The organism is Romboutsia lituseburensis DSM 797, assembly GCF_900103615.1.
In the GTDB taxonomy this organism is placed as follows: Bacteria; Bacillota; Clostridia; order Peptostreptococcales; family Peptostreptococcaceae; genus Romboutsia_F; species Romboutsia_F lituseburensis.
The window spans coordinates 132817-153028 of the sequence record NZ_FNGW01000006.1 but is presented as its reverse complement, the minus strand read 5'-3'; the positions used below and the strand labels follow the sequence as shown (position 1 = coordinate 153028).

Annotated in this window: 17 protein-coding genes; 3 read left to right on the top strand and 14 right to left on the bottom strand. The window is 29.9% G+C overall.

The features are described from left to right. Nucleotides 1–68 precede the first annotated feature (68 nt). Nucleotides 69–773, bottom strand: coding sequence for a sporulation protein YunB (gene yunB / locus BLP75_RS12880; RefSeq protein ID WP_092726674.1), 705 nt, complete (start codon nucleotides 771–773; stop codon nucleotides 69–71). Between the two features lie 315 nt (nucleotides 774–1088). On the opposite strand from yunB, the gene BLP75_RS12875 reads away from it, so the two are divergent. Then, entirely contained in the window at nucleotides 1089–3818 is a 2730-nt protein-coding gene (locus BLP75_RS12875; protein WP_092726672.1) for a transglycosylase domain-containing protein, read from the top strand. 82 nt (nucleotides 3819–3900) lie between these two features. Here BLP75_RS12875 and spoVAE read toward each other — a convergent pair whose 3' ends face one another. The 11 genes from spoVAE to BLP75_RS12820 form a co-directional block, all read right to left on the bottom strand. Then, nucleotides 3901–4263, bottom strand: a complete 363-nt coding sequence (gene spoVAE, locus BLP75_RS12870) for a stage V sporulation protein AE (protein WP_092726671.1) — start codon at nucleotides 4261–4263, stop codon at nucleotides 3901–3903. A gap of 6 nt (nucleotides 4264–4269) precedes the next feature. Beyond that, entirely contained in the window at nucleotides 4270–5286 is a 1017-nt protein-coding gene (spoVAD, locus tag BLP75_RS12865) for a stage V sporulation protein AD (protein ID WP_092726669.1), read from the bottom strand. A 12-nt stretch (nucleotides 5287–5298) separates the two neighbouring features. Continuing rightward, on the bottom strand, nucleotides 5299–5742 hold the full coding sequence (spoVAC, locus tag BLP75_RS12860) for a stage V sporulation protein AC (RefSeq protein WP_092726667.1): 444 nt from the start codon (nucleotides 5740–5742) through the stop codon (nucleotides 5299–5301). Nucleotides 5743–5744: 2 nt separating this feature from the next. Further along, entirely contained in the window at nucleotides 5745–6161 is a 417-nt protein-coding gene (locus BLP75_RS12855) for a stage V sporulation protein AB (protein WP_170139192.1), read from the bottom strand. Between the two features lie 11 nt (nucleotides 6162–6172). Further along, nucleotides 6173–6757 (bottom strand): stage V sporulation protein AA, encoded by a 585-nt coding sequence (locus BLP75_RS12850; RefSeq protein WP_092726664.1) that lies wholly within the window; start codon nucleotides 6755–6757, stop codon nucleotides 6173–6175. Nucleotides 6758–6857: 100 nt separating this feature from the next. Next, entirely contained in the window at nucleotides 6858–7622 is a 765-nt protein-coding gene (gene sigF, locus BLP75_RS12845; RefSeq protein ID WP_092726662.1) for an RNA polymerase sporulation sigma factor SigF, read from the bottom strand. Between the two features lie 26 nt (nucleotides 7623–7648). After that, nucleotides 7649–8083, bottom strand: a complete 435-nt coding sequence (gene spoIIAB / locus BLP75_RS12840; RefSeq protein ID WP_092726660.1) for an anti-sigma F factor — start codon at nucleotides 8081–8083, stop codon at nucleotides 7649–7651. A gap of 13 nt (nucleotides 8084–8096) precedes the next feature. After that, complete coding sequence (gene spoIIAA, locus BLP75_RS12835) at nucleotides 8097–8432, bottom strand: anti-sigma F factor antagonist (RefSeq protein WP_092726658.1); 336 nt, start codon at nucleotides 8430–8432, stop codon at nucleotides 8097–8099. Nucleotides 8433–8529: 97 nt separating this feature from the next. Next, entirely contained in the window at nucleotides 8530–10503 is a 1974-nt protein-coding gene (locus BLP75_RS12830) for a molybdopterin-dependent oxidoreductase (protein WP_092726656.1), read from the bottom strand. Between the two features lie 206 nt (nucleotides 10504–10709). After that, a complete protein-coding gene (locus BLP75_RS12825) occupies nucleotides 10710–12341 on the bottom strand; it encodes a DEAD/DEAH box helicase (protein ID WP_092726655.1) in 1632 nt (543 codons plus the stop codon). Between the two features lie 130 nt (nucleotides 12342–12471). After that, on the bottom strand, nucleotides 12472–13431 hold the full coding sequence (locus BLP75_RS12820) for a calcium/sodium antiporter (protein WP_092726654.1): 960 nt from the start codon (nucleotides 13429–13431) through the stop codon (nucleotides 12472–12474). Between the two features lie 318 nt (nucleotides 13432–13749). On the opposite strand from BLP75_RS12820, the gene pflB reads away from it, so the two are divergent. Together pflB and pflA are read left to right on the top strand one after the other, a co-directional pair. Next, nucleotides 13750–15981 (top strand): formate C-acetyltransferase, encoded by a 2232-nt coding sequence (pflB, locus tag BLP75_RS12815; RefSeq protein ID WP_092726653.1) that lies wholly within the window; start codon nucleotides 13750–13752, stop codon nucleotides 15979–15981. Nucleotides 15982–16347: 366 nt separating this feature from the next. Further along, nucleotides 16348–17082 carry a pyruvate formate-lyase-activating protein gene (gene pflA / locus BLP75_RS12810; protein WP_092726651.1) on the top strand — a complete coding sequence of 245 codons (735 nt, stop codon included), beginning with the start codon at nucleotides 16348–16350 and terminating at the stop codon, nucleotides 17080–17082. A gap of 93 nt (nucleotides 17083–17175) precedes the next feature. Here pflA and thiI read toward each other — a convergent pair whose 3' ends face one another. Beyond that, the gene (gene thiI, locus BLP75_RS12805) at nucleotides 17176–18348 is read right to left on the bottom strand and encodes a tRNA uracil 4-sulfurtransferase ThiI (RefSeq protein WP_092726650.1); all 1173 of its coding nucleotides are present in this window, start codon (nucleotides 18346–18348) and stop codon (nucleotides 17176–17178) included. Between the two features lie 47 nt (nucleotides 18349–18395). Beyond that, nucleotides 18396–19547 (bottom strand): cysteine desulfurase family protein, encoded by a 1152-nt coding sequence (locus BLP75_RS12800; protein WP_092726648.1) that lies wholly within the window; start codon nucleotides 19545–19547, stop codon nucleotides 18396–18398. Nucleotides 19548–20212: the final 665 nt, after the last annotated feature.

Below are 20212 nucleotides of genomic sequence, written 5' to 3'. Positions count from 1 at the left end.
TTAAAATCTACTCCCTATTTATCTATATTTTGCATTTTTTTATAATTTATATTCATTGTTTATTATTTTTATTTACTTTTAGTATTGTTTACGTCTACCTTAGGAATAGTATTTATTACTCCATTATCCGGTATATTTACATAGCTATTAGGAACATCTCCTACTATTATAGTTTCACATATTGGTATTTGTGCTTTCACTTCTTTAGTTGTAGTAGTTAATGGTATAACTACTTTTACTTGTGTCTTAGCTTGCAAATAAATTGAGTGTCTTGATTGATTAATTCCTGATGATTCAAAGTTAGTTTTAAAGTCTACGGATACAGTTCCGATTGGCTCTATCGAAACTTTAAGTTGAGGCCCATATTTAGCAAGTATAGGACTTCCAAGTGCTGTTCCTATTGGTATGTAAGATGTTGTAGTTTTCACTTGTTTTAATTCATCCTGAATTTGGAGTGCTACATCTGATGCTATTTTATTCATCATTATTGTATTAGCTTGAATCATAGTTATTTTTCCATCGGAATCTAACTTAGTATTCATTAAATCAGAATAACTTATTTTATCTTTTACTATTTCTCCAACAGCCTTATTGATTGATCTATTTGCTAACTCTAAGGCCTTAGTTTCTGCAAGTACCGTTATTGTAGGCCTTAAGCTTGTATCTACATATATAAAACTTCCTATAAATACTGATAATACAAATATAGTTGAAAAAATAACTATTATTTTCTTAAAATCGTTACTTTTTGGCTCTCTAAGTTTTCTCTTCATATTATTCCCCCTTACATATCTTATGTTTCCATCATTTATTACTTGCTTTTTTATTGATATAATTATATTTTTTTATAACTTTAAACAATCACATATTTTTGCCTCTATTAGCTAAAAATAAATTATATTAATACTATTTTTAATACCATTTATTTTTTTATTTTGTTAACTATTTTTATCCATAAAAAATGTATACTATTTTTTTTTACATTGACGTATATATTAAGTGTTACATTCTATTCATTTTTATTATGTAATTAGAAAATTATGCATAGATGTGGTATAATATTACATTAAGTAAGGAGGTTAAGCTTAATGAGTAATGATAACAATGAGAATAAAAATAAAATTAGAAGAAAGAAAGTTACTTCATCTTCTACACCAAGTAGTTCAAGCACTACTCGTAAAAGTGGTACTCGACCTACGAGGCCAAATAGTAGTTCTACTTCAAATACAAGTAATTCTTCTTCGAGGCCTAGTAACGCTTCTTCTAATAAGAAAAAAAGTACTCGACCAAGCAATAAGAATGACAAGTTTAAGTTCTTAAGAGTTGCTGGTATAGTATTTTTAGTTATGCTAGTTGTTGGAACTGCAGCTGGGACAGGTTTAGTATTTGCTTCACTAAGAAATGTTGAACCAGTTACTAAAGCACTTCTAGATAAGAAAACTTATCAGACAACTACTATTAAATACTCTACAGGAGAAATTTTATCCAATGCACCTAGTGTTAATAAAAAGGAACCTGTACGCTTAGATGATATGAGTGATTATCTAAAAAAAGCTGTTATTGCCATAGAGGATGAAAGATTCTACGAGCATGGCGGTGTTGATGTCAAAGGTTTACTTCGTTCTGTTGTTAAGACCTTAACAGGAACTAAGCAAGGTGGTAGTACAATACCAATGCAGGTATCTAAAATGTTATTAACATCTAAAGAGCAAAGTATACCTCGTAAAATTAAAGATATTTACTATGCATATGAAATGAGTAAAACTTTAACCAAGGATGAAATTTTAGAAGTTTATTTAAATAACTTCTTCGTTGGTAAAGGTCTTGCTGGCGCTGAAGCTGGAGCTAGAGGATATTTTGATAAACACGCTAGTGAGCTTTCATTAGCAGAATCAGCATTACTTGCTGGATCTACTAAAAACCCTACTAGATACTCTGCTTATAAAACTGCAAAGTTAGAGGGTACTGAAGGTAAAGAAGACGTAGAAAACAAGTTATTGTTCTTTATAAATACTCCTGATGATCTACTTGATGATCCTAGTGCAATGGAATTACAAATGGTTGATAAGTTAGATTCATGGGGACTTATTCCTACAAAAGAAACTTACAAACAATTAAAATCTGGTACTATGGTTGTTAGAAAGGCTATAAATAACCCAGATGCTAAAATAAGACAAGAAACTGTTTTGGCTAAAATGTTACAAGTGGGTTCTATAACTCAAGAAGAGCATGATAAGGCTGTTGCAGAACAAATAAAAATAAAACTTCCTAAACCAAAAGATACTGTAGTATCTTCAGTTGAAGATCTTATCGAATATGAAGTTATAGATGCTTTAGTTCAACAAGGTAATACTAAGGATGAAGCTTATAATATGTTCTATAATGGAGGATTAATAATAAATACAACTATTGATCCAAGTATGCAAGATGTATTAGAGGAAGAATATAAAAATGGTTCAAACTTCCCTGGATCGAGAAACGGAGAGGGAATTCCACAACCTCAGTCTTCAATGGTTATTTTAGACTATAGAAATGGTCAGATAAAGGCTTTAGTTGGTGGTAGACATATAACAGGAAGAAAAGGTATAAATAGAGCTACTGATCCAAAACAACCTGGATCAACTATTAAACCATTATCAGTATATACTCCTGCTATAGATACATTAAAAATAACTCAATCTAATGCATTTAGTGATGCTAAAGGTGGATATAAGTTCAAACAAAATAATAAATGGAATCCTAATACAACAACTGCCGGAAGCGGTACTATGAGTTTACGTAAAGCACTTGCTTACTCATCAAATACTATTGCTATAAAAACTGCAGAGATGTTAGGTGAAACTTATGAAGACACTGTTGATGTAATGATAGATTACCTAAGAAACTTCGGAATAAGTACATTAGTTGATAGTAAAACTACTGACCCTAGTCATAATGATAGAACTTATCCAGCCTTAACATTAGGTGGTATGACAAAAGGTATATCTCCACTTGAAATGGCTGCAGCTTATGGTACTTTAGCTAATGGTGGTGTATATGTAGAACCTATAATATTCACTACTATAACTAGTTATGATGGCCAGTTAATAGTAAAAAATACTCCTGAAGAACACAAGGTTGTAGAACCTGATGTAGCATATGTTATAACTGATATGTTACAAGCTGTTATAACTGAAGGTATAGGTGGCTCTGCATCTCTTCCTAAAGATATGCCAGTTGCAGGTAAGACAGGTACAACTAATAAATCTTTAGATGTTTGGTTTGTTGGCTATACTCCATATTATGTTGGTGCAACTTATATTGGTGATGATGCTGGTAGGAGAGATCCTAATACAGGTGAAATATTAGCACGTCAAAGTGTTTCTGGTGGTAGTGGTACAGCTGCTAAATTATGGGCTAAAGTTATGAGACAGGTTCATGAAAACTTAGATACAGTTAAATTTAAAGTACCAGAAAATGTGTACTTTACTAAGATAAACTTAATAGATGGTGGTAGATCTTCTGGTGGTTCTAGCGCTGCATTTGTAGAAGGTACTGCTCCTAGCAAATATTCTTCTTATAGAAATCCAGCTCCTAAGGTAGAAAAGAAACCTGAAGAAGAAACAAACACTAATCCTGATGACGGTGGTGGAACTACTCCAACTCCTCCTGATGGTGGCGGAACTACTCCAACTCCTCCTGATGGTGGTGGAACTACTCCAACTCCTCCTGATGGTGGTGGAACTACTCCAACTCCTCCTGATGGCGGTGGAACTACTCCAACTCCTCCTGATGGTGGCGGAACTACTCCAACTCCTCCTCAGGAACCAACAGAATAAACAAAAATGGACTATCTTAAATATGATAGTCCATTTTTTTATATAATTAAAATATTTATAATAAATTTACAGTTATTTAATTTTAAGGCTTAGCTTTTGGAGTAAATACAACTGCCATTATATATCCAAAAACTATAGCTGCTGCTATACCTCCAGCTGTAGCTGTAGTACCTCCTAAAAATATACCTAAAAAACCATCTGTCTCAATGGACTTCATAACACCTTTAGCTAAAGAGTAACCAAATCCAATAATAGGTACTGTTGCTCCTGAACCACCAAATTCTACTATAGGCTCATATACGCCTAAGAATGTTAAAATAACCCCAGCAGTAACATAAGTAACCATTACATATGGAGTTTGCATTTTAAAATAATCCATAAGTACTTGTGCAATTAAGCAAATTAGGCCACCTACAAAAAATACTTTTATATAATCTAATATCATATTTTATCACTCCTCATTAACTATAACCACAGCATGGGCAACACAAGGTATAGTTTGTTTTTGTAGTGTACTTGTTGGTGATAATAAAGCTCCTGTTGATACCAACATTACTTTATTAAATTCTTTATTTTTTAGTTTATTATAAATATAACCTGCAAATATAGATGCTGAACATCCACATCCACTTCCACCACAATGAACATCTTGTTCTTCTAAATCAAATACTTCTATTCCACAATCAGTATAAACATTAGAGATATCTATACCTTTTTCTTTTAACAAGTCTTCTGTGATTTGCTTACCTAATTTACCAAGGTCTCCTGTTGCTATTAAGTCAAAGCTATTAGGATCGTCCTTAGTGTCATTAAAATATGCATAAATTGTGTCAATAGCTGCTGGAGCCATTGCTGCGCCCATATTATTACCATCATCAATACCTTTGTCTATAACTTTTCCTACAGTTAAAAACTTAACTTTAGGACCCTCTCCTTTTGAGCTTATAAGCACACTACCTGCACCTGTAACTGTCCACTGTGCTGTCATAGGCTTTTGATTTCCAAGTTCTAGAGGAAATCTAAATTGTCTCTCAGCTGTACAATAATGACTAGATGTTCCAGATAATATAAAATCAGCAAATCCACCATCTATTAGCATCGAGCTTAGACACATACCTTCTGCCATAGTAGAACACGCACCATATATTCCAAAAAACGGAATTTGAAGTTCTCTAGCCGCAAAAGAAGCTGGGAATAATTGATTTATTAAATCTCCACCTATCAAGTAGTTTATATCTTCTAATTTTTTTCCTGCTTTTTCTGCTGCTTTTTTCATAGCAGTTTGAACCATTTTACTTTCCGATAACTCCCATGATTTCTCACCATATAAATCATCATCTAATATTAAATCAAAATACTCTGACTTAGGACCTTTGCCTTCTTTAGGTCCTACTACAGATGCCGCAGATATTATAGTCGGCCCATTTTGTAATTTAACTGTTCTATTTCCTATCCTTTTAGTTGACATCTCTTCACCATCCTACTTTACAAGAGTAAAAATATAATAAAAAAATCCACATAAGATTGATGAGCCTATACCATAAACTAATACAGGTCCTGCAACTTTAAATAAATTTGCACCTACCCCTAAAACATAACCTTCTCTTTTATATTCCATGGCTGGAGACACTATAGAGTTTGCAAATCCAGTGATTGGAATAATAGATCCAGCTCCTGCTCTTTTACCTATAAGGTCATAAATACCTAAACCAGTAAGAAATGCACCTATAAATATTAAGGTTATAGATGTTGATGTTGCTGCTGCCATTTTATCAAGACCTGCTAATTTCATATATGCATCATTTATTCCTTGTCCTATAACACATATAGTTCCTCCTACTAAAAAAGCAAGAGTATAGTTTTTCAAATATTTCGGCTTTGGACTTATTTCATCTACATATTGTTTATACTTTTTTTTATCCATAGCTATCCTCCTTGTATTATTTGCCATCCTATGAATGATCCTACTACTTTTCCAATAAGCATAGATATTATTATATATTTTAAACACATTGTAGGAATTTTAAGTCTTCTAGATACTACCGGTATATAATCTAATACTTCTGTAAGACCTGAACTTAAAAAACCAACAAAAACGCCATAGGCTAATCCAAAGACAACTACTCCAATTTTGCCTAAATTAAAATGTATACTTTGGATAGATATAAATCCACCTAGTAATGTACCTACCACTAATAAACATTCATATACATTTATATATTCTTTTGTTTTACTAACTTGAGCCATTCTAGGTATAATACCAATTAATATTAATAAAGCAACTACACCTGCTCCTACCATTATTCCTGATGAAACTCCAAATAAAATTAAAAATGCTTTCACACCATACCTCATTATTTCTTTCTTAGTTGATTTTCGATTTCTTTATTCAAAGAAATCATTTTTAAGTCTAGAGGGCTAGGCTCTCCCTTAGAATACGTAGGTATAAATTTGTTAAAAAACACAGCCACACCAATACCTATTCCTATTGAATATGGTAGCTGGAAATAAGGTAAGTATAATTTAGCATCTTTAGTAATTGCATTTACCATCATAAATTGAGACTGTGCCATATTTACATCTGCATGAAAATTCATTATCCCCATTATAGATCCCATTAATACGACTATTGAAACTATAAATACTCTTAGGTATTTTGTCTTATCTACTTTTAAGTCATCAAAAAAAATTATTACATCATCTGGATTTAAAAAATTAAGACGTAAGTTTAAATGCTTATTATTAACAGCTTCTATTATTTCACCTAAATGTATTACGTCATACTTAGAAGTATTATTTTTATAATTTCTTAGGGGGATTTTTTTTATTTCATTTTCATACTCTTTTGGATATATAGAGTATATATCCTCTAAATAGATATTAGTTTTAGTAATATTAAAAGGGGTTATTTTTTTAGGTATTAAGTAAATATCTTCCATTTATAATCCCTCCTTCTTTGTTATTATTTGTTTAATACAAAAAAATAAACCATAAAATTTAATTAGATTTATACTAAGTAAATTCATGGCTTATTTTAATTTAACTAATATATGATTTTAACTTTGATAATACTTTTTTCTCTATTCTTGATACTTGAACTTGAGATATATTTAGTAATTCTCCTATTTCACTTTGAGTTTTATCTTCAAAATATCTCAACATTATTATCTGTCTTTCTCTTTTTTCTAATTTTCCCAATACCTCTTTTAAAAGTAAATTATCTATTACCTTTTCTTCTTCACTTTCACCCTTCATACTTATTTTGTCTATTAAGCATATCGGATTTCCTTCTTCTTCATGTATTACTCCATGTAAGTATTCTACTGAAAAATTTGATTCCATAGCCATTACTAAATCTTCTTTTTCTACATCAAGTTCTTTAGCTAGCTCTTCAATGCTAGGCTCTCTTCCTAACCTTTTGGTTAATATTTCACTAGTTGTTTTAGCTTTTATGGCTATTTGTTTTAAAGATCTTGATACTTTAACCATACCATCATCTCTTAGATATCTTTTAATTTCTCCTAATATCATAGGTACCGCATATGTTGAAAACTTGACATTAAACTTTGGATCAAACTTATATATGGCTTTCATTAGACCTATAGAACCTAATTGGAATAAATCATCTCTATCATAACCTATATTTAAAAATTTTGTAACAACACTTCTAACTAATCCTAAATTATTAGCTATTAAAATTTCTTTAGCCTCTTCATCCCCATGCTGTACCTTATCTATTAATTTAAGTGTCTCTTCATGGCTAAGCAATGCTCTTTTTTCTTCTTTTTTTGCAGTTATCCCCATAATAAAACCTCTATTCTTTTTGGACTTTATTTAGGTAAGTTTATTTTTTTTGTCATTACTATCTTTGTTCCATCATTTTTTATTGAACTTACCGTTACACCATCCATAAAGCTTTCCATGACAGTGAATCCCATACCTGATCTTTCAAGCTCTGGTTTTGATGTATAAAGTGGTTGCATAGCCATTTGAACATCTTCTATACCATTTCCTCTATCTTCTACTACAATTTTTACTTCATCTTCATTTTCATTTATTTCACATCTTAAGTATACAAACTTTGACTCATCTTCATCATATCCATGTATGATGGCATTTGTTACAGCTTCTGATACTGCTGTTTTTATATCTGCTAATTCATCTATTGTTGGGTCTAACTTTGCTGCAAAAGATGCAACTATAACTCTTGCTAAACTTTCATTTTCAGACTTGGCAGAAAACTTCACTTCCATTATATTACTCATAATATATTCCCCCTTACAAAGAACTTACTACTTCTTCATATGTATCGTAAATGCCTATTATCTTGTTCATACCTGATAAATTAAATATTTTTTTGACTCTTGCATTTACGTTTACTACTGATACTTTTCCACCTTCGTTGGAAACCTTTTTATATCTTCCTATAATTACACCTATACCTGATGAATCCATAAATTTGATATTTTTAAAATCAAATATTATATTTTTTACTGACTTTGACATCAATATATCATCTATTTCATCTCTAACTTCATTAGTTATATGATGATCTAGTTCTGTAGACATAAATTCTATTACTAGATTTTTGTTATCTAAAGAATATTTTATCATTGGTATGCCCCCTTACTTTATTAAAAGTTATCTTAACTCTCTTATACTTCTAAATGAATTCTAGTAAGCAACATACTTATCCTTCAGTGAAATTTAACTACTTTTGTTTTATTATGTCTACAAAGGTTTCATTATACACTACTTGTCCCCCCATATCAGATGTTCCTCCTTCTATTAAGAAGTTTGGATTACCATGTTTTTTCCACCATCCTGCATACATTTTTATAATATAATCACTTATACTATTATCTATGTTTATTTCAACGTCTATTTTGGCATATTTAGATCTCAGACTTACAACCTCATTATTTTCTATATTTAACATATTTGCCATTTTATAGTTAATATATGCCTTAGATATACATTTTTTATCCATAAAGTGTTGACTGAATAATGTTTCTGAAGAATGATTAGTCAAAATTCTAAATCTATTTTCCTGCTTTATACTATAATATTTAGGTATAGGACTTAGTCCATCATTTTTAGCTTCATTAGAATATAATTCAAATTTTTTAGAATCTGTTTCAAAATTTTTACCTTCCCATGCTATAGGATTATGTATAGTTATAAAATCTTGTTTTATTTTTTCTAAGCTTATATCTTTATAAAATTGACTTAAAGGTTTTATTATTTGGTTTAAATATTCTCTTTTGCTAACATAAGGATATTCTTTAATATTCATTTTTTTTGCTAATTCTCTAAAGAAATAGTATTCATCCATTAATTTACATTTAGGTTCAACTGCTTTTTCATTATATGTTATATATGGATTCGTCATTGAGCTAAATACAATATCTTCACTTTCTAAGGTATTTGTACAAGGTATAAACAAATCACAAGCCTTAGCTGTATCTGTCATAAACATATCAAAACATACCTTAAATTCAATTCTTGAAATAGCCTTTTCTAATTGATTTAGATTTGGTAATTGATTTAGCAAATTACTTTTTGTAATAATAGCCATCTTTAAAGGTATTTGTTGTTTATTGTCAATAGTTTCATTTATGAATTCACTTATTTCACTAACATAAAACTCTCTACTATCACAATACTTAGAGCTATTATAAGGATCTAAATTTAATACTTTGGGATATACCATATTAGCATAGTTTATGCCACCTCCACTAAATCCAATTTGACCTGTTATAGCACCTAATGCATTTATAGCCCTTATTGTATTACCTCCATTTGTATATTTTTGCATTCCTGTACCTATGTGGATACAACTATATTTATTAGTGTATAAATTGACTATTTTTTCTACCATGTCTAATGTTACACCACATTCATCTAATAAATAATTTATATCTAGTGTGTCTAAATATTTTCGATACTCATCAAATCCCTTAACATAACTTTTTATATATTTTTTATCACATAAATTTTTTTCTATTATAATTTTCGCCATAGCCATAGCTAGTGCACCATCTGTTCCTGGCTTTATTTGAACATATAAATCAGCTTTGTCTGCTGTAGATGTTTTAATTGGGTCTATAACAACTATGATGGATCCATTTTTCTTAGCTTTATTTATCATTTGCATTGTATGTATTGTAGTATATGCTGGATTTTTTCCCCAGACAAAAATACTTTTACTATTTAGCATATCTTCTATTGCATGACCTTTAACATATCCAAAATCATATTTTTGAGCTTTTATTCCTGCACTCCAGCATGGTCCACCTTTACCTCTACTACCCCCACCATAAAAGTTAAAAAATATTTCTCCTATACTTTTTAGTACTGATCCATTTCCATATTGTTCATAATACATTACAGACTGTGAAGAGTAGTTTACTTTATAGTAATTTAGCTTTTCTGCCATTATACTAATTGCTTCTTCAAAACTTATCTCTTTCCATTCTCCATTAACTTTAAGCAATGGCTGGTATATTCTATCCTTATGATTTAGTCTAGTTACGTGCGCTCTTCCTTTTTTACATATCATCCCCCTTGTGTATGGATGATTTTTGTCCCCTTCTATTTTGATAATTTTGTCATCTTTTACATATACGTTAAATTTGCAACAATCAAAACAGTCCAAAGTACATCCATGACTTAGTATTCTCATATGCTGATACCTCCATTATGTAATTATATGTATTATATCAAATTTAATTTGGTCACATGTATATTTTTTATTATAATATATTTCCTTAATCGTAAAAAATTCGCTTCGCTTAAGCCACTGGGTGGGCACTACACTTCATATTGCCAACTACTTCGTCCATTGCTCAAAAAAAGCTATCTCGCATGCGAGATAGCTTTAATTTTATATTATTTCTTTTTTCTGTTAGCTTGTTCTATGTTTATTTTGTTACCTTTTATTTTTATATCTTTCATTTTTTCTAGTACTTTCTTAGCATTTTGCTTAGGTACTTCAACGAAAGTATATTTATCATATATATCTATAGTTCCAACTAATTTACCTGGTATTCCAGCTTCACCAGCTATAGCTCCAACTATATCTTTAGCTTGAACTCTTTGATTTCTACCAACATTTATAAATAATCTTACCATTCCTTCTTGAGCTCCAGTAGTTCCTTTTGAACGACCTTCTCTTCTTTCTCTAGTACGCTCTCTTGGCTTTTCTTCGATTATTTCTTGTTTTTCTTCACCTAAAGCTAACTTTAGAAGTGCAGCTGCTACGTCCATTGAGCTGTAATCTTCTTCTGCTTCTTGGCAGAAACTTTCTATCCATTGTAATTGCTTAGCTAAATGACCTTCATCTATAACAGTCTTAACTTCTTTGAAGAATGCACTTACTTTCTTTTCTTCAACGTCTGCTATTGATGGTATATCATGTTTAACTAATTTAGTTTTAGTATATTTTTCTATATCTCTCATCTTTCTCATTTCTTTTCCAAATACGAAACTGAAAGATATACCATTTCTACCTGCTCTACCAGTTCTTCCTATTCTATGAACATAGTATTCTTCATCTTGTGGTAAATCATAGTTAAATACTGCTTCAACATCATCAACATCTATACCTCTAGCTGCAACATCTGTAGCTACTAATATATCTATTGTTCCACTTCTAAACTTATCCATTACTATATCTCTTTGAGTCTGCTTTAAATCCCCGTGTAATGCATCTGCAAAGTATCCTCTAGCTTGTAACTCACTAACTAATTCATCAGAACCTCTCTTAGTGTTGCAGAATACAACAGATAATTTAGGATTATAAACATCTACTAATCTACATAATACTTCTAATTTGTTAGCCGATCTTGTTTCTATATAATATTGCTTTATGTTTGGAACTGTAAGTTCTTTTCTAACAACCTTTATGTGCTCTGGGTTATTTTGGTATGCTTTAGTTAAATCTAGTATCCCCTTTGGCATTGTAGCTGAGAAGAATATTGTTTGTCTGTCTTCTGGAGTTTTCTCTATTATAGTTTCTATATCTTCTCTGAACCCCATATCTAACATTTCATCCGCTTCATCTAATATAACCATTTTTACATTATCCATCTTTAATGTTTTACGGTTTATATGATCTATAACACGCCCTGGAGTACCTATTACTATTTGAACTCCACCTTTTAATGATTTTATTTGTCTATCTATTGGTTGACCACCATATATAGGTAAAGTTTTTATTCCGTGCATATACTTTCCTATTTTTCTTATTTCTTTAGAAACTTGTATTGCAAGTTCTCTTGTTGGACAAAGAACTACCGCTTGTAAGCTCTTGTCTTCTGGATCTACTGTTTCTAATACTGGTATACTGAATGCTGCTGTTTTTCCCGTTCCTGTTTGTGCTTGTCCTATAACATCTTTTCCAGATAATATTACAGGTATTGATTGTGATTGTATCGGAGATGGCTCTTCAAACCCCATGTCCGCTATAGCTTTTTTTATATCGTCGTTTATTTGTAAATCTTCAAATTTCATTATATTCATATATTATTTCCTTTCCGTTATCAGTTTATCTTAACTTTTCTATTATATATTTATTTCAGATAATATGCAATTAGTATTTTGTCCCTTATATATAGAGAATATTCACGACGATATAAACTTAAATAATTTATTATGTAACAATATACATTAAGTACATTGTAGTTATATATGTAAAATAAATGAGTAACATTAATAGCCCTTGCCATCTATAAATTCTATCCTTTTTAATAGTAGGCAATATTAATACAAGTAATAATACTATCATAAAAGGAAAATCTATTTTCATTGTTTGTGATAGTATAGGTATATTATTCGGAATAGCAGATATACCTATTACCGATACAATGTTTAATATGTTAGCTCCTAATACATTTCCTACTGATATAGCATGATGTTTCTTCTTTATTGCAGTTATAGATGATACTAATTCTGGCAAAGATGTTCCTAAAGCTATTACAGTTAAGCTTATAACACCTTGAGGTATCCCTATTACTTGTGCTATTTTAACACCATTATCTACTAGCAATCTTGAACCAACTACCATCATTATTAAACCTAAAACAAAAAATATACCTATGCATATAAGCTCAGATACATTTGTATTTTCTTTTTTTCTAGAAGATTTAGATATCTTTTTATTTTCATCTGCTACACTTTTGTAATTTGTGTACATATATATAGCTAGCATTATTAAAAGCATTAGACCATCATTTTTAGTTATCTTTCCATCTAGCCCAAATACAATTAATAAAATTACAGAAATTAATAATAAAACTGATTTTGAAAAAAACATACTCTTATCTACTTTAAATGGACTTATAAGCCCTACCAATCCTAAAACCAATCCTGTATTACAAATAATCGATCCTACTGCATTACCTAAACTCATTGTTGTATGCCCTTCTAAGGATGCAAATAAAGATACTGTTAATTCAGGCAATGTTGTTGCAAAACTTACTATTGTAGCACCTAATATTAATTCAGATATATTTGTTTTTTTACCTATTATAACAGTATAGTTTATAAATATATCCGCGCCTTTAGTTATTAGTATAAAACCAAGTAAAAATAGAAATACTACTATTAACATAAATTCACCCCTTCCTTATATAAATAGATATTCAGAATATGTACATACTATGCTAAGAGTTTAATTTTTAATATTTAAATTTTTTTATTCTTTATGTTTTATATTAGCTATAACTGGGTATTTATGTACTATAAGATATTAAAATAAAAGTCAGTTATCTAAAAATCGACAATTTCATAACAAATTTTGTATACAAAATACTATTTTTATGTTATGCTTATATTGTTTAAAAAATATCTAGCTAGATTTTATATATAAATTAAAACAAATTAACTTTTTACAAAAACTAAACCTGACTTAACTAAGGAGGCTATTCACATGAATGCATGGCAAGGATTTAAAGAAGGTAGATGGACTAAAGAAATAGATGTTAGAGGGTTCATCCAAGCAAACTACACTCCATACGAAGGAAATGATTCTTTCTTAGCTGGAGCTACTGAAAACACTAAAAAATTATGGGACGAAGCTATGGCTCTTTTCAAAAAAGAAAGAGACAATGGTGGAACTCTAGATGTTGATACAAAAACTGTATCTTTAATAAATGCATATGGACCAGGATACTTAGACAAAGAATTAGAAACAATAGTTGGTTTCCAAACTGATGCTCCATTAAAAAGAGCTGTAATGCCATTCGGTGGTATAAAAATGGTTGAAAACTCTTGTAAAGCTTACGGATACGAATGTGATCCTGAAATAAGCGAAATATTCACTAAGTACAGAAAAACTCATAACCAAGGTGTATTCGATGCTTATACTGCTGAAATGAGAGCTGTTAGAAAATCTGGTATAGTAACTGGATTACCTGATGCTTACGGAAGAGGTAGAATAATAGGAGACTACAGAAGAGTTGCTTTATACGGTGTTGATAAATTAATAGAAGATAAAAACAACCAAAAAGATACTTTAGACGTTTCTACTATGGATGAAGGCGTTATAAGATTAAGAGAAGAAATAGCTGATCAAATAAAAGCTTTAAATGAATTAAAGAAAATGGCTGCTACTTACGGATTCGATATATCTAAGCCAGCTACTAACTCTAAAGAAGCTGTTCAATGGTTATACTTCGGATACTTAGGAGCTATAAAAGATCAAAACGGAGCTGCAATGTCATTAGGTAGAACTTCTACTTTCTTAGATATATACTTCGAAAGAGATTTAGCTGCTGGTACTATAACTGAAGAAGAAGTTCAAGAAATAATGGACCACTTCGTTATGAAGTTAAGAATGGTTAAATTCTTAAGAACTCCAGAATACAATGATTTATTCTCTGGTGACCCAACTTGGGTAACTGAGTCAATCGGTGGTATGGGAATAGATGGTAGAACATTAGTAACTAAGAACTCATTCAGAGTTTTAAATACTCTTTATACTCTTGGACCATCTCCAGAACCAAACTTAACTGTATTATGGTCTACTCAATTACCAGAAGGATTCAAAAACTTCTGTTCAAAAGTATCTATAGATACAAGTTCAGTTCAATATGAGAACGACGACTTAATGAGACCATACTGGGGAGATGACTACGGTATAGCTTGTTGTGTATCTGCAATGAGAATAGGTAAGCAAATGCAATTCTTCGGAGCTAGAGTAAACATGGCTAAGACTTTATTATACGCTATAAATGGTGGTGTTGATGAAAAATCATTAGCTCAAGTTGGACCTAGATTCGAGCCAATAACTTCAGAATACTTAGATTACGATGAAGTAATGGCTAAGTTTGAACCATTCACTGATTGGTTAGCTAACTTATATGTAAATACATTAAACGTAATCCACTACATGCATGATAAGTACTCTTATGAAGCATTAGAAATGGCATTACATGATAGAGACGTATACAGAACTATGGCTTGTGGTATAGCTGGATTATCAGTATGTGCTGACTCATTATCTGCTATAAAACATGCTAAAGTTAAAGCTATAAGAAATGAACAAGGAGTAGCTGTTGACTTCGAAATCGAAGGGGATTACCCAATGTACGGAAACAACGATGATAGAGTTGACCAAATAGCTTGCGACTTAGTTGAAAACTTCATGAACAAAATAAGAAAGAACAAAACTTACAGAGATTCTGTTCATACTCAATCAATATTAACAATAACTTCTAACGTAGTTTACGGTAAGAAGACTGGTAATACTCCTGATGGTAGAAGAGCTGGACAACCATTTGCTCCAGGTGCTAACCCAATGCACGGAAGAGATAACAGCGGAGCTTTAGCTTCATTATCTTCAGTTGCTAAATTACCATATGAACATTCTCAAGATGGTATATCTAACACATTCTCTATAGTACCAGGTGCTTTAGGAAAAGATATGACTGAAAGAGTTCAAAACTTATCAGCAATGATGGATGGATACTTCGGAGATGGAGCTCATCACTTAAACGTTAACGTATTTGATAGAGCTACTTTAGAAGATGCTATGGAACATCCAGAAAAATACCCTCAATTAACTATAAGAGTTTCAGGATACGCTGTAAACTTCATCAAGTTAACTAGAGAACAACAAATGGACGTTATAAACAGAACATTCCACGGAAAAATGGCTTAATTATAACATCTAATTTCTTACATCGACAGTTTATACAATTGTCACAAATCAAAGTATATAATTTTTCAGAGTGTAAGTCTCATCAACTTACACTCTTTTTTTTATAATTAACTCTCCCCTTCTCTCTTTAAATAAAATTAATTAATGCATTTAAACTATATACAATCCGATATATTGATTATAATCATATTATGTTTTAACATATATTTTCTGGGTATAATATAAATATAGTAAAGATTACATAAACGTTTGTTATAGACTTTAAATATATAATATTCTATAATATATTTATAAAGGATTTTTGTATACAGTATATTACACATAAAAATAAACTTAAATTTAAAATCAACTTATGAGGTGACTATAATGGTTAAAGGAAGAATTCATTCAATAGAAACATTTGGTACAGTAGATGGACCAGGAATAAGATTTATATTATTTATGCAAGGATGTCCATTAAGATGTAAATATTGTCATAACAGAGACACATGGGATGCTAAAGGTGGGAAAGAATACACTACAGATGAAATAATAAATCAAGCACTTAAGTATTCTTCATATATGAAATTCTCTGGTGGTGGTATAACTGCATCAGGTGGAGAAGCTACACTACAACCAGAATTCTTAACAGAATTATTTGCTAAAGCTAAGAAAAATAATATACACACTTGTTTAGATACATCAGGATTTGTTGATATAGAAACTGTAGATCCTATACTAGATAATACAGATCTTGTTTTACTTGACTTAAAACATATGGTTGAGGAAAAATCAAAAGATTTAGTTGGTGTTGGAATTGAGAAAACATTAAAACTTGCTAAACATTTAGACGAAAGAAATATACCAGTTTGGATAAGACACGTTCTTGTACCTGGGATTACAGATGATGTTGAAAACTTAGAAAAAATAGGTCAATTCGTTTCAACACTTAACAATGTAGACAGACTAGAGTTATTACCTTACCATACACTAGGTGTTCATAAGTGGGAAAACATGGGTATTGATTATCAATTAAAAGATACTCCAGATGCTACTAGTGAAGATATTGAAAAAGCTAAACAAATAATAGAAAAATTCGGTGTTAAAGTATTTAACAAATAAATTTAATTACGCCCTTTTTAAATTCATTTTGAGTTTTTAATATATAAAATAAAAAAGCCCTCAGGGGCTTTTTTATTTTATATATATATTTAATTAAAATTCTAAATCTTCTACTTCTATATTATCTATAGCATCTTGTATTAATTTTTCAACATCTAATTTACGTTCAGACATTTCTATTCTATCTAACTTAGGCTTTGTAACAGGTTTCTTTGGAGAGAATACTGTACAACAATCTTCTTCTGGTAATATAGATGTTTCAAAAGTTCCTATCTTTTGAGCTATATCTACTATTTCAGTTTTATCCATAGCTATAAGTGGTCTAAATACTGGTATGCTTACTGAAGCATTTGTACAAGTTAATCCTTGTATTGTTTGAGAAGCAACTTGTCCGATACTCTCTCCAGTTACTAAAGCATCACAATGTCTCTTTTCTGCAACTCTTTCAGCTATTTGCATCATAAATCTTCTTGATATTATTGTCATCTCTTCTTCTTTACAGCTTAAACCTATAGCTTTTTGTATTTCTAATATATTAACCTTGTGTAATCTTACTCTACCACAATACTTAGCTAATATTTTACCTAAATCCTTTACTTTCTCTTGTGACTTTTCACTTGTAAACGGATAACTGTGGAAGTGTATACATTCTAAATCCATACCTCTTTTTGCTACCATCCAAGATGCTACTGGACTATCAATTCCTCCTGATAAAAGAGACATAGCTCTACCATTAGTTCCTAAAGGTAATCCTCCATATCCAGCTACAGTATCACTATATGCCATTACATGTGTTTGTCTATATTCACATTTTATCTTAACCTCTGGATTTCTAACATCAACAGCTATTCTATCTTTTACTTGAGATACTAAGTATCCACCTATATCTAAACTCATCTCTTGAGAAGTTAGTTCAAGACTTTTATCTCCTCTTCTACTTTCAACCTTAAATGATTTAGCACCTTCTTGTATTTTTTCTTCTAACATTTGAAGTGCTAATTCTTTTAATTTATTGTAGTCTTTTTCAGCTCTAACAGCTGGACAAACACCAACTATACCAAATACTTTTTTAACTTCTTCTATTACTTCTTCATAATCATAATCTTCTAGATCTACATATATTCTTCCGAATTCTTTGTATACCTTAAAATCACCTAAAGGTTTTAATATATTTTTAATATTTTTTATTAATTTATTTTCAAATATATATCTATTCTTTCCTTTAACTCCAATTTCTCCATACTTAACGATTAATGTATTGTACAATTGTCTCACCTCTTGTTTTTATTTTATTTAAATTATTTTTAATCATTTTAACGTCTTTTCATTATCATCCTTAAATCATTTACTGATTCAACTAAAACTGGAATAACAGATTTAATATCTTCTTCAGTATTTAAATCTGATAAACTAAATCTTATAGCGCCTTCTATTTCTACAGGAGCTAAGTTCATTTCATTTAGTACATGACTTCCTTTTTTCTTTGATGAACATGCAGACCCAGTTGAAACATATATACCTTTTTGTTCTAAATAATGAAGTAAAACCTCTCCTTTTACTCCTCTGAAAGATACATTTAATATGTGACAAACTCCATCTTCTGGAGAATTTATTTTTATATCATCTATATTTCTTTCTATCTCATCTTTTAATGAGTTTTTTAATGAGTTTATCTTATCTATAGTAGAATTTAAATCTTTATTTATAATACTTACAGCTTCACCTAATCCATATATACCAGGTGTATTTTCTGTACCAGATCTTATACCTATTTCTTGACCACCACCTGTTAGTATAGGTTTTAATCTGTTATTTTCTTTTATATACATAAATCCAATTCCTTTTGGACCGTGGAACTTGTGTCCACTTACACTCATAAAATCTATATTATATCTTGATGGTTTGAAATTTATCTTAGAATACGACTGAACTGCATCTATATGTAGATAAACTTTATCATTTAAAGATTTTAAATACTTTCCTATTTCCTGAATTGGTTGTATTGATCCTACTTCATTATTTACATGCATTATACTTACTAAGCATGTAGAAGGTTTTATAGCCTGTTTAAACGCTTCTATATCTATTTTTCCAGTAGTATCTACAGGTAAATATGTTACTTCAAATCCATCTTCTTCTAAGTCTTTTAATGTATTTAAAACAGATGGGTGCTCTATAACTGTTGATATTATGTGATTTTTTCTTTTTTTATGTAAATTTGCAACCCCTCTTATTATAGCGTTATTTGCTTCAGTTCCTCCAGATGTAAAATATATTTCTTTATCCTTTGCACCTAAAGTTCTAGCTATACTTTGTCTTATATTCTTTATATTTTTTTCTACTTCAATACCTTTTCTATGTAATGAAGATGGGTTAGCATAATCCGTGCTTAATGCATATACCATTTTATCAATTACTTCTTTATATGGTTTTGTAGTCGCACTATTATCTAAATATATATCCATATACCTCACCGCTTTCTATTTAATATATAAATTTATATAAATTAATTATCAAATTTTCTTATTTTTAATAAAATCACTTTTATTTATTGTTTCCAAATTTATATCTTATTTATCAAATATAATAAAATATTTATTATAAATAAGTGTAAATATAAGGTAAATAGTTATTATAACCTTTATTTTTCAATGCTTTAGATTTTAAACTCACATCCTTTTATTATATCACTATTTGTATTTTTTTTTAATATTTAATCCCTAATATTAGTAAATATATATTTTTTTGTAATAAAAAGTCGCCTGAATCCTATCATCAACTACCCCATCCGTTACTTAAAATATAATGATAAAAAGAATGAAATTTATGAAAACGTTTATTATATACTTTTTTGTAGAATTGTAAATTTTTACAATATTTTTTGTAATAATCTATTGATTTTACTGTCGAATTTTGATATTATTTACTTATGGTTATCCCCCTGATAACCTTAGTAAAATCTCTATTCCCAATACCCCTTTAAATGAATATTTTTATTCATTTATAGCCTACTTCATGATCGGATATCGAAGTAGGTTTTATTTTTTTGTATAAATTTATAAGTTAATAATATATATAATTCGACTAATGTTGATTTTATACGCTAAAAAAATATTTTAATAGATTTTTT

Excerpts from the sequence above, each read along its gene's own strand:
- spoVAE (WP_092726671.1), bottom strand. The coding sequence starts at position 4,263 with ATGATATTAGATTATATAAAAGTATTTTTTGTAGGTGGCCTAATTTGC.
- BLP75_RS12800 (WP_092726648.1), bottom strand. The coding sequence starts at position 19,547 with ATGGATATATATTTAGATAATAGTGCGACTACAAAACCATATAAAGAA.
- yunB (WP_092726674.1), bottom strand. The coding sequence starts at position 773 with ATGAAGAGAAAACTTAGAGAGCCAAAAAGTAACGATTTTAAGAAAATA.
- spoIIAA (WP_092726658.1), bottom strand. The coding sequence starts at position 8,432 with ATGATAAAATATTCTTTAGATAACAAAAATCTAGTAATAGAATTTATG.
- spoVAC (WP_092726667.1), bottom strand. The coding sequence starts at position 5,742 with ATGGATAAAAAAAAGTATAAACAATATGTAGATGAAATAAGTCCAAAG.
- BLP75_RS12875 (WP_092726672.1), top strand. The coding sequence starts at position 1,089 with ATGAGTAATGATAACAATGAGAATAAAAATAAAATTAGAAGAAAGAAA.
- pflB (WP_092726653.1), top strand. The coding sequence starts at position 13,750 with ATGAATGCATGGCAAGGATTTAAAGAAGGTAGATGGACTAAAGAAATA.
- BLP75_RS12850 (WP_092726664.1), bottom strand. The coding sequence starts at position 6,757 with ATGGAAGATATTTACTTAATACCTAAAAAAATAACCCCTTTTAATATT.
- spoVAD (WP_092726669.1), bottom strand. The coding sequence starts at position 5,286 with ATGTCAACTAAAAGGATAGGAAATAGAACAGTTAAATTACAAAATGGG.
- BLP75_RS12830 (WP_092726656.1), bottom strand. The coding sequence starts at position 10,503 with ATGAGAATACTAAGTCATGGATGTACTTTGGACTGTTTTGATTGTTGC.
- spoIIAB (WP_092726660.1), bottom strand. The coding sequence starts at position 8,083 with ATGAGTAATATAATGGAAGTGAAGTTTTCTGCCAAGTCTGAAAATGAA.
- pflA (WP_092726651.1), top strand. The coding sequence starts at position 16,348 with ATGGTTAAAGGAAGAATTCATTCAATAGAAACATTTGGTACAGTAGAT.
- BLP75_RS12820 (WP_092726654.1), bottom strand. The coding sequence starts at position 13,431 with ATGTTAATAGTAGTATTTCTATTTTTACTTGGTTTTATACTAATAACT.
- sigF (WP_092726662.1), bottom strand. The coding sequence starts at position 7,622 with ATGGGGATAACTGCAAAAAAAGAAGAAAAAAGAGCATTGCTTAGCCAT.
- BLP75_RS12825 (WP_092726655.1), bottom strand. The coding sequence starts at position 12,341 with ATGAATATAATGAAATTTGAAGATTTACAAATAAACGACGATATAAAA.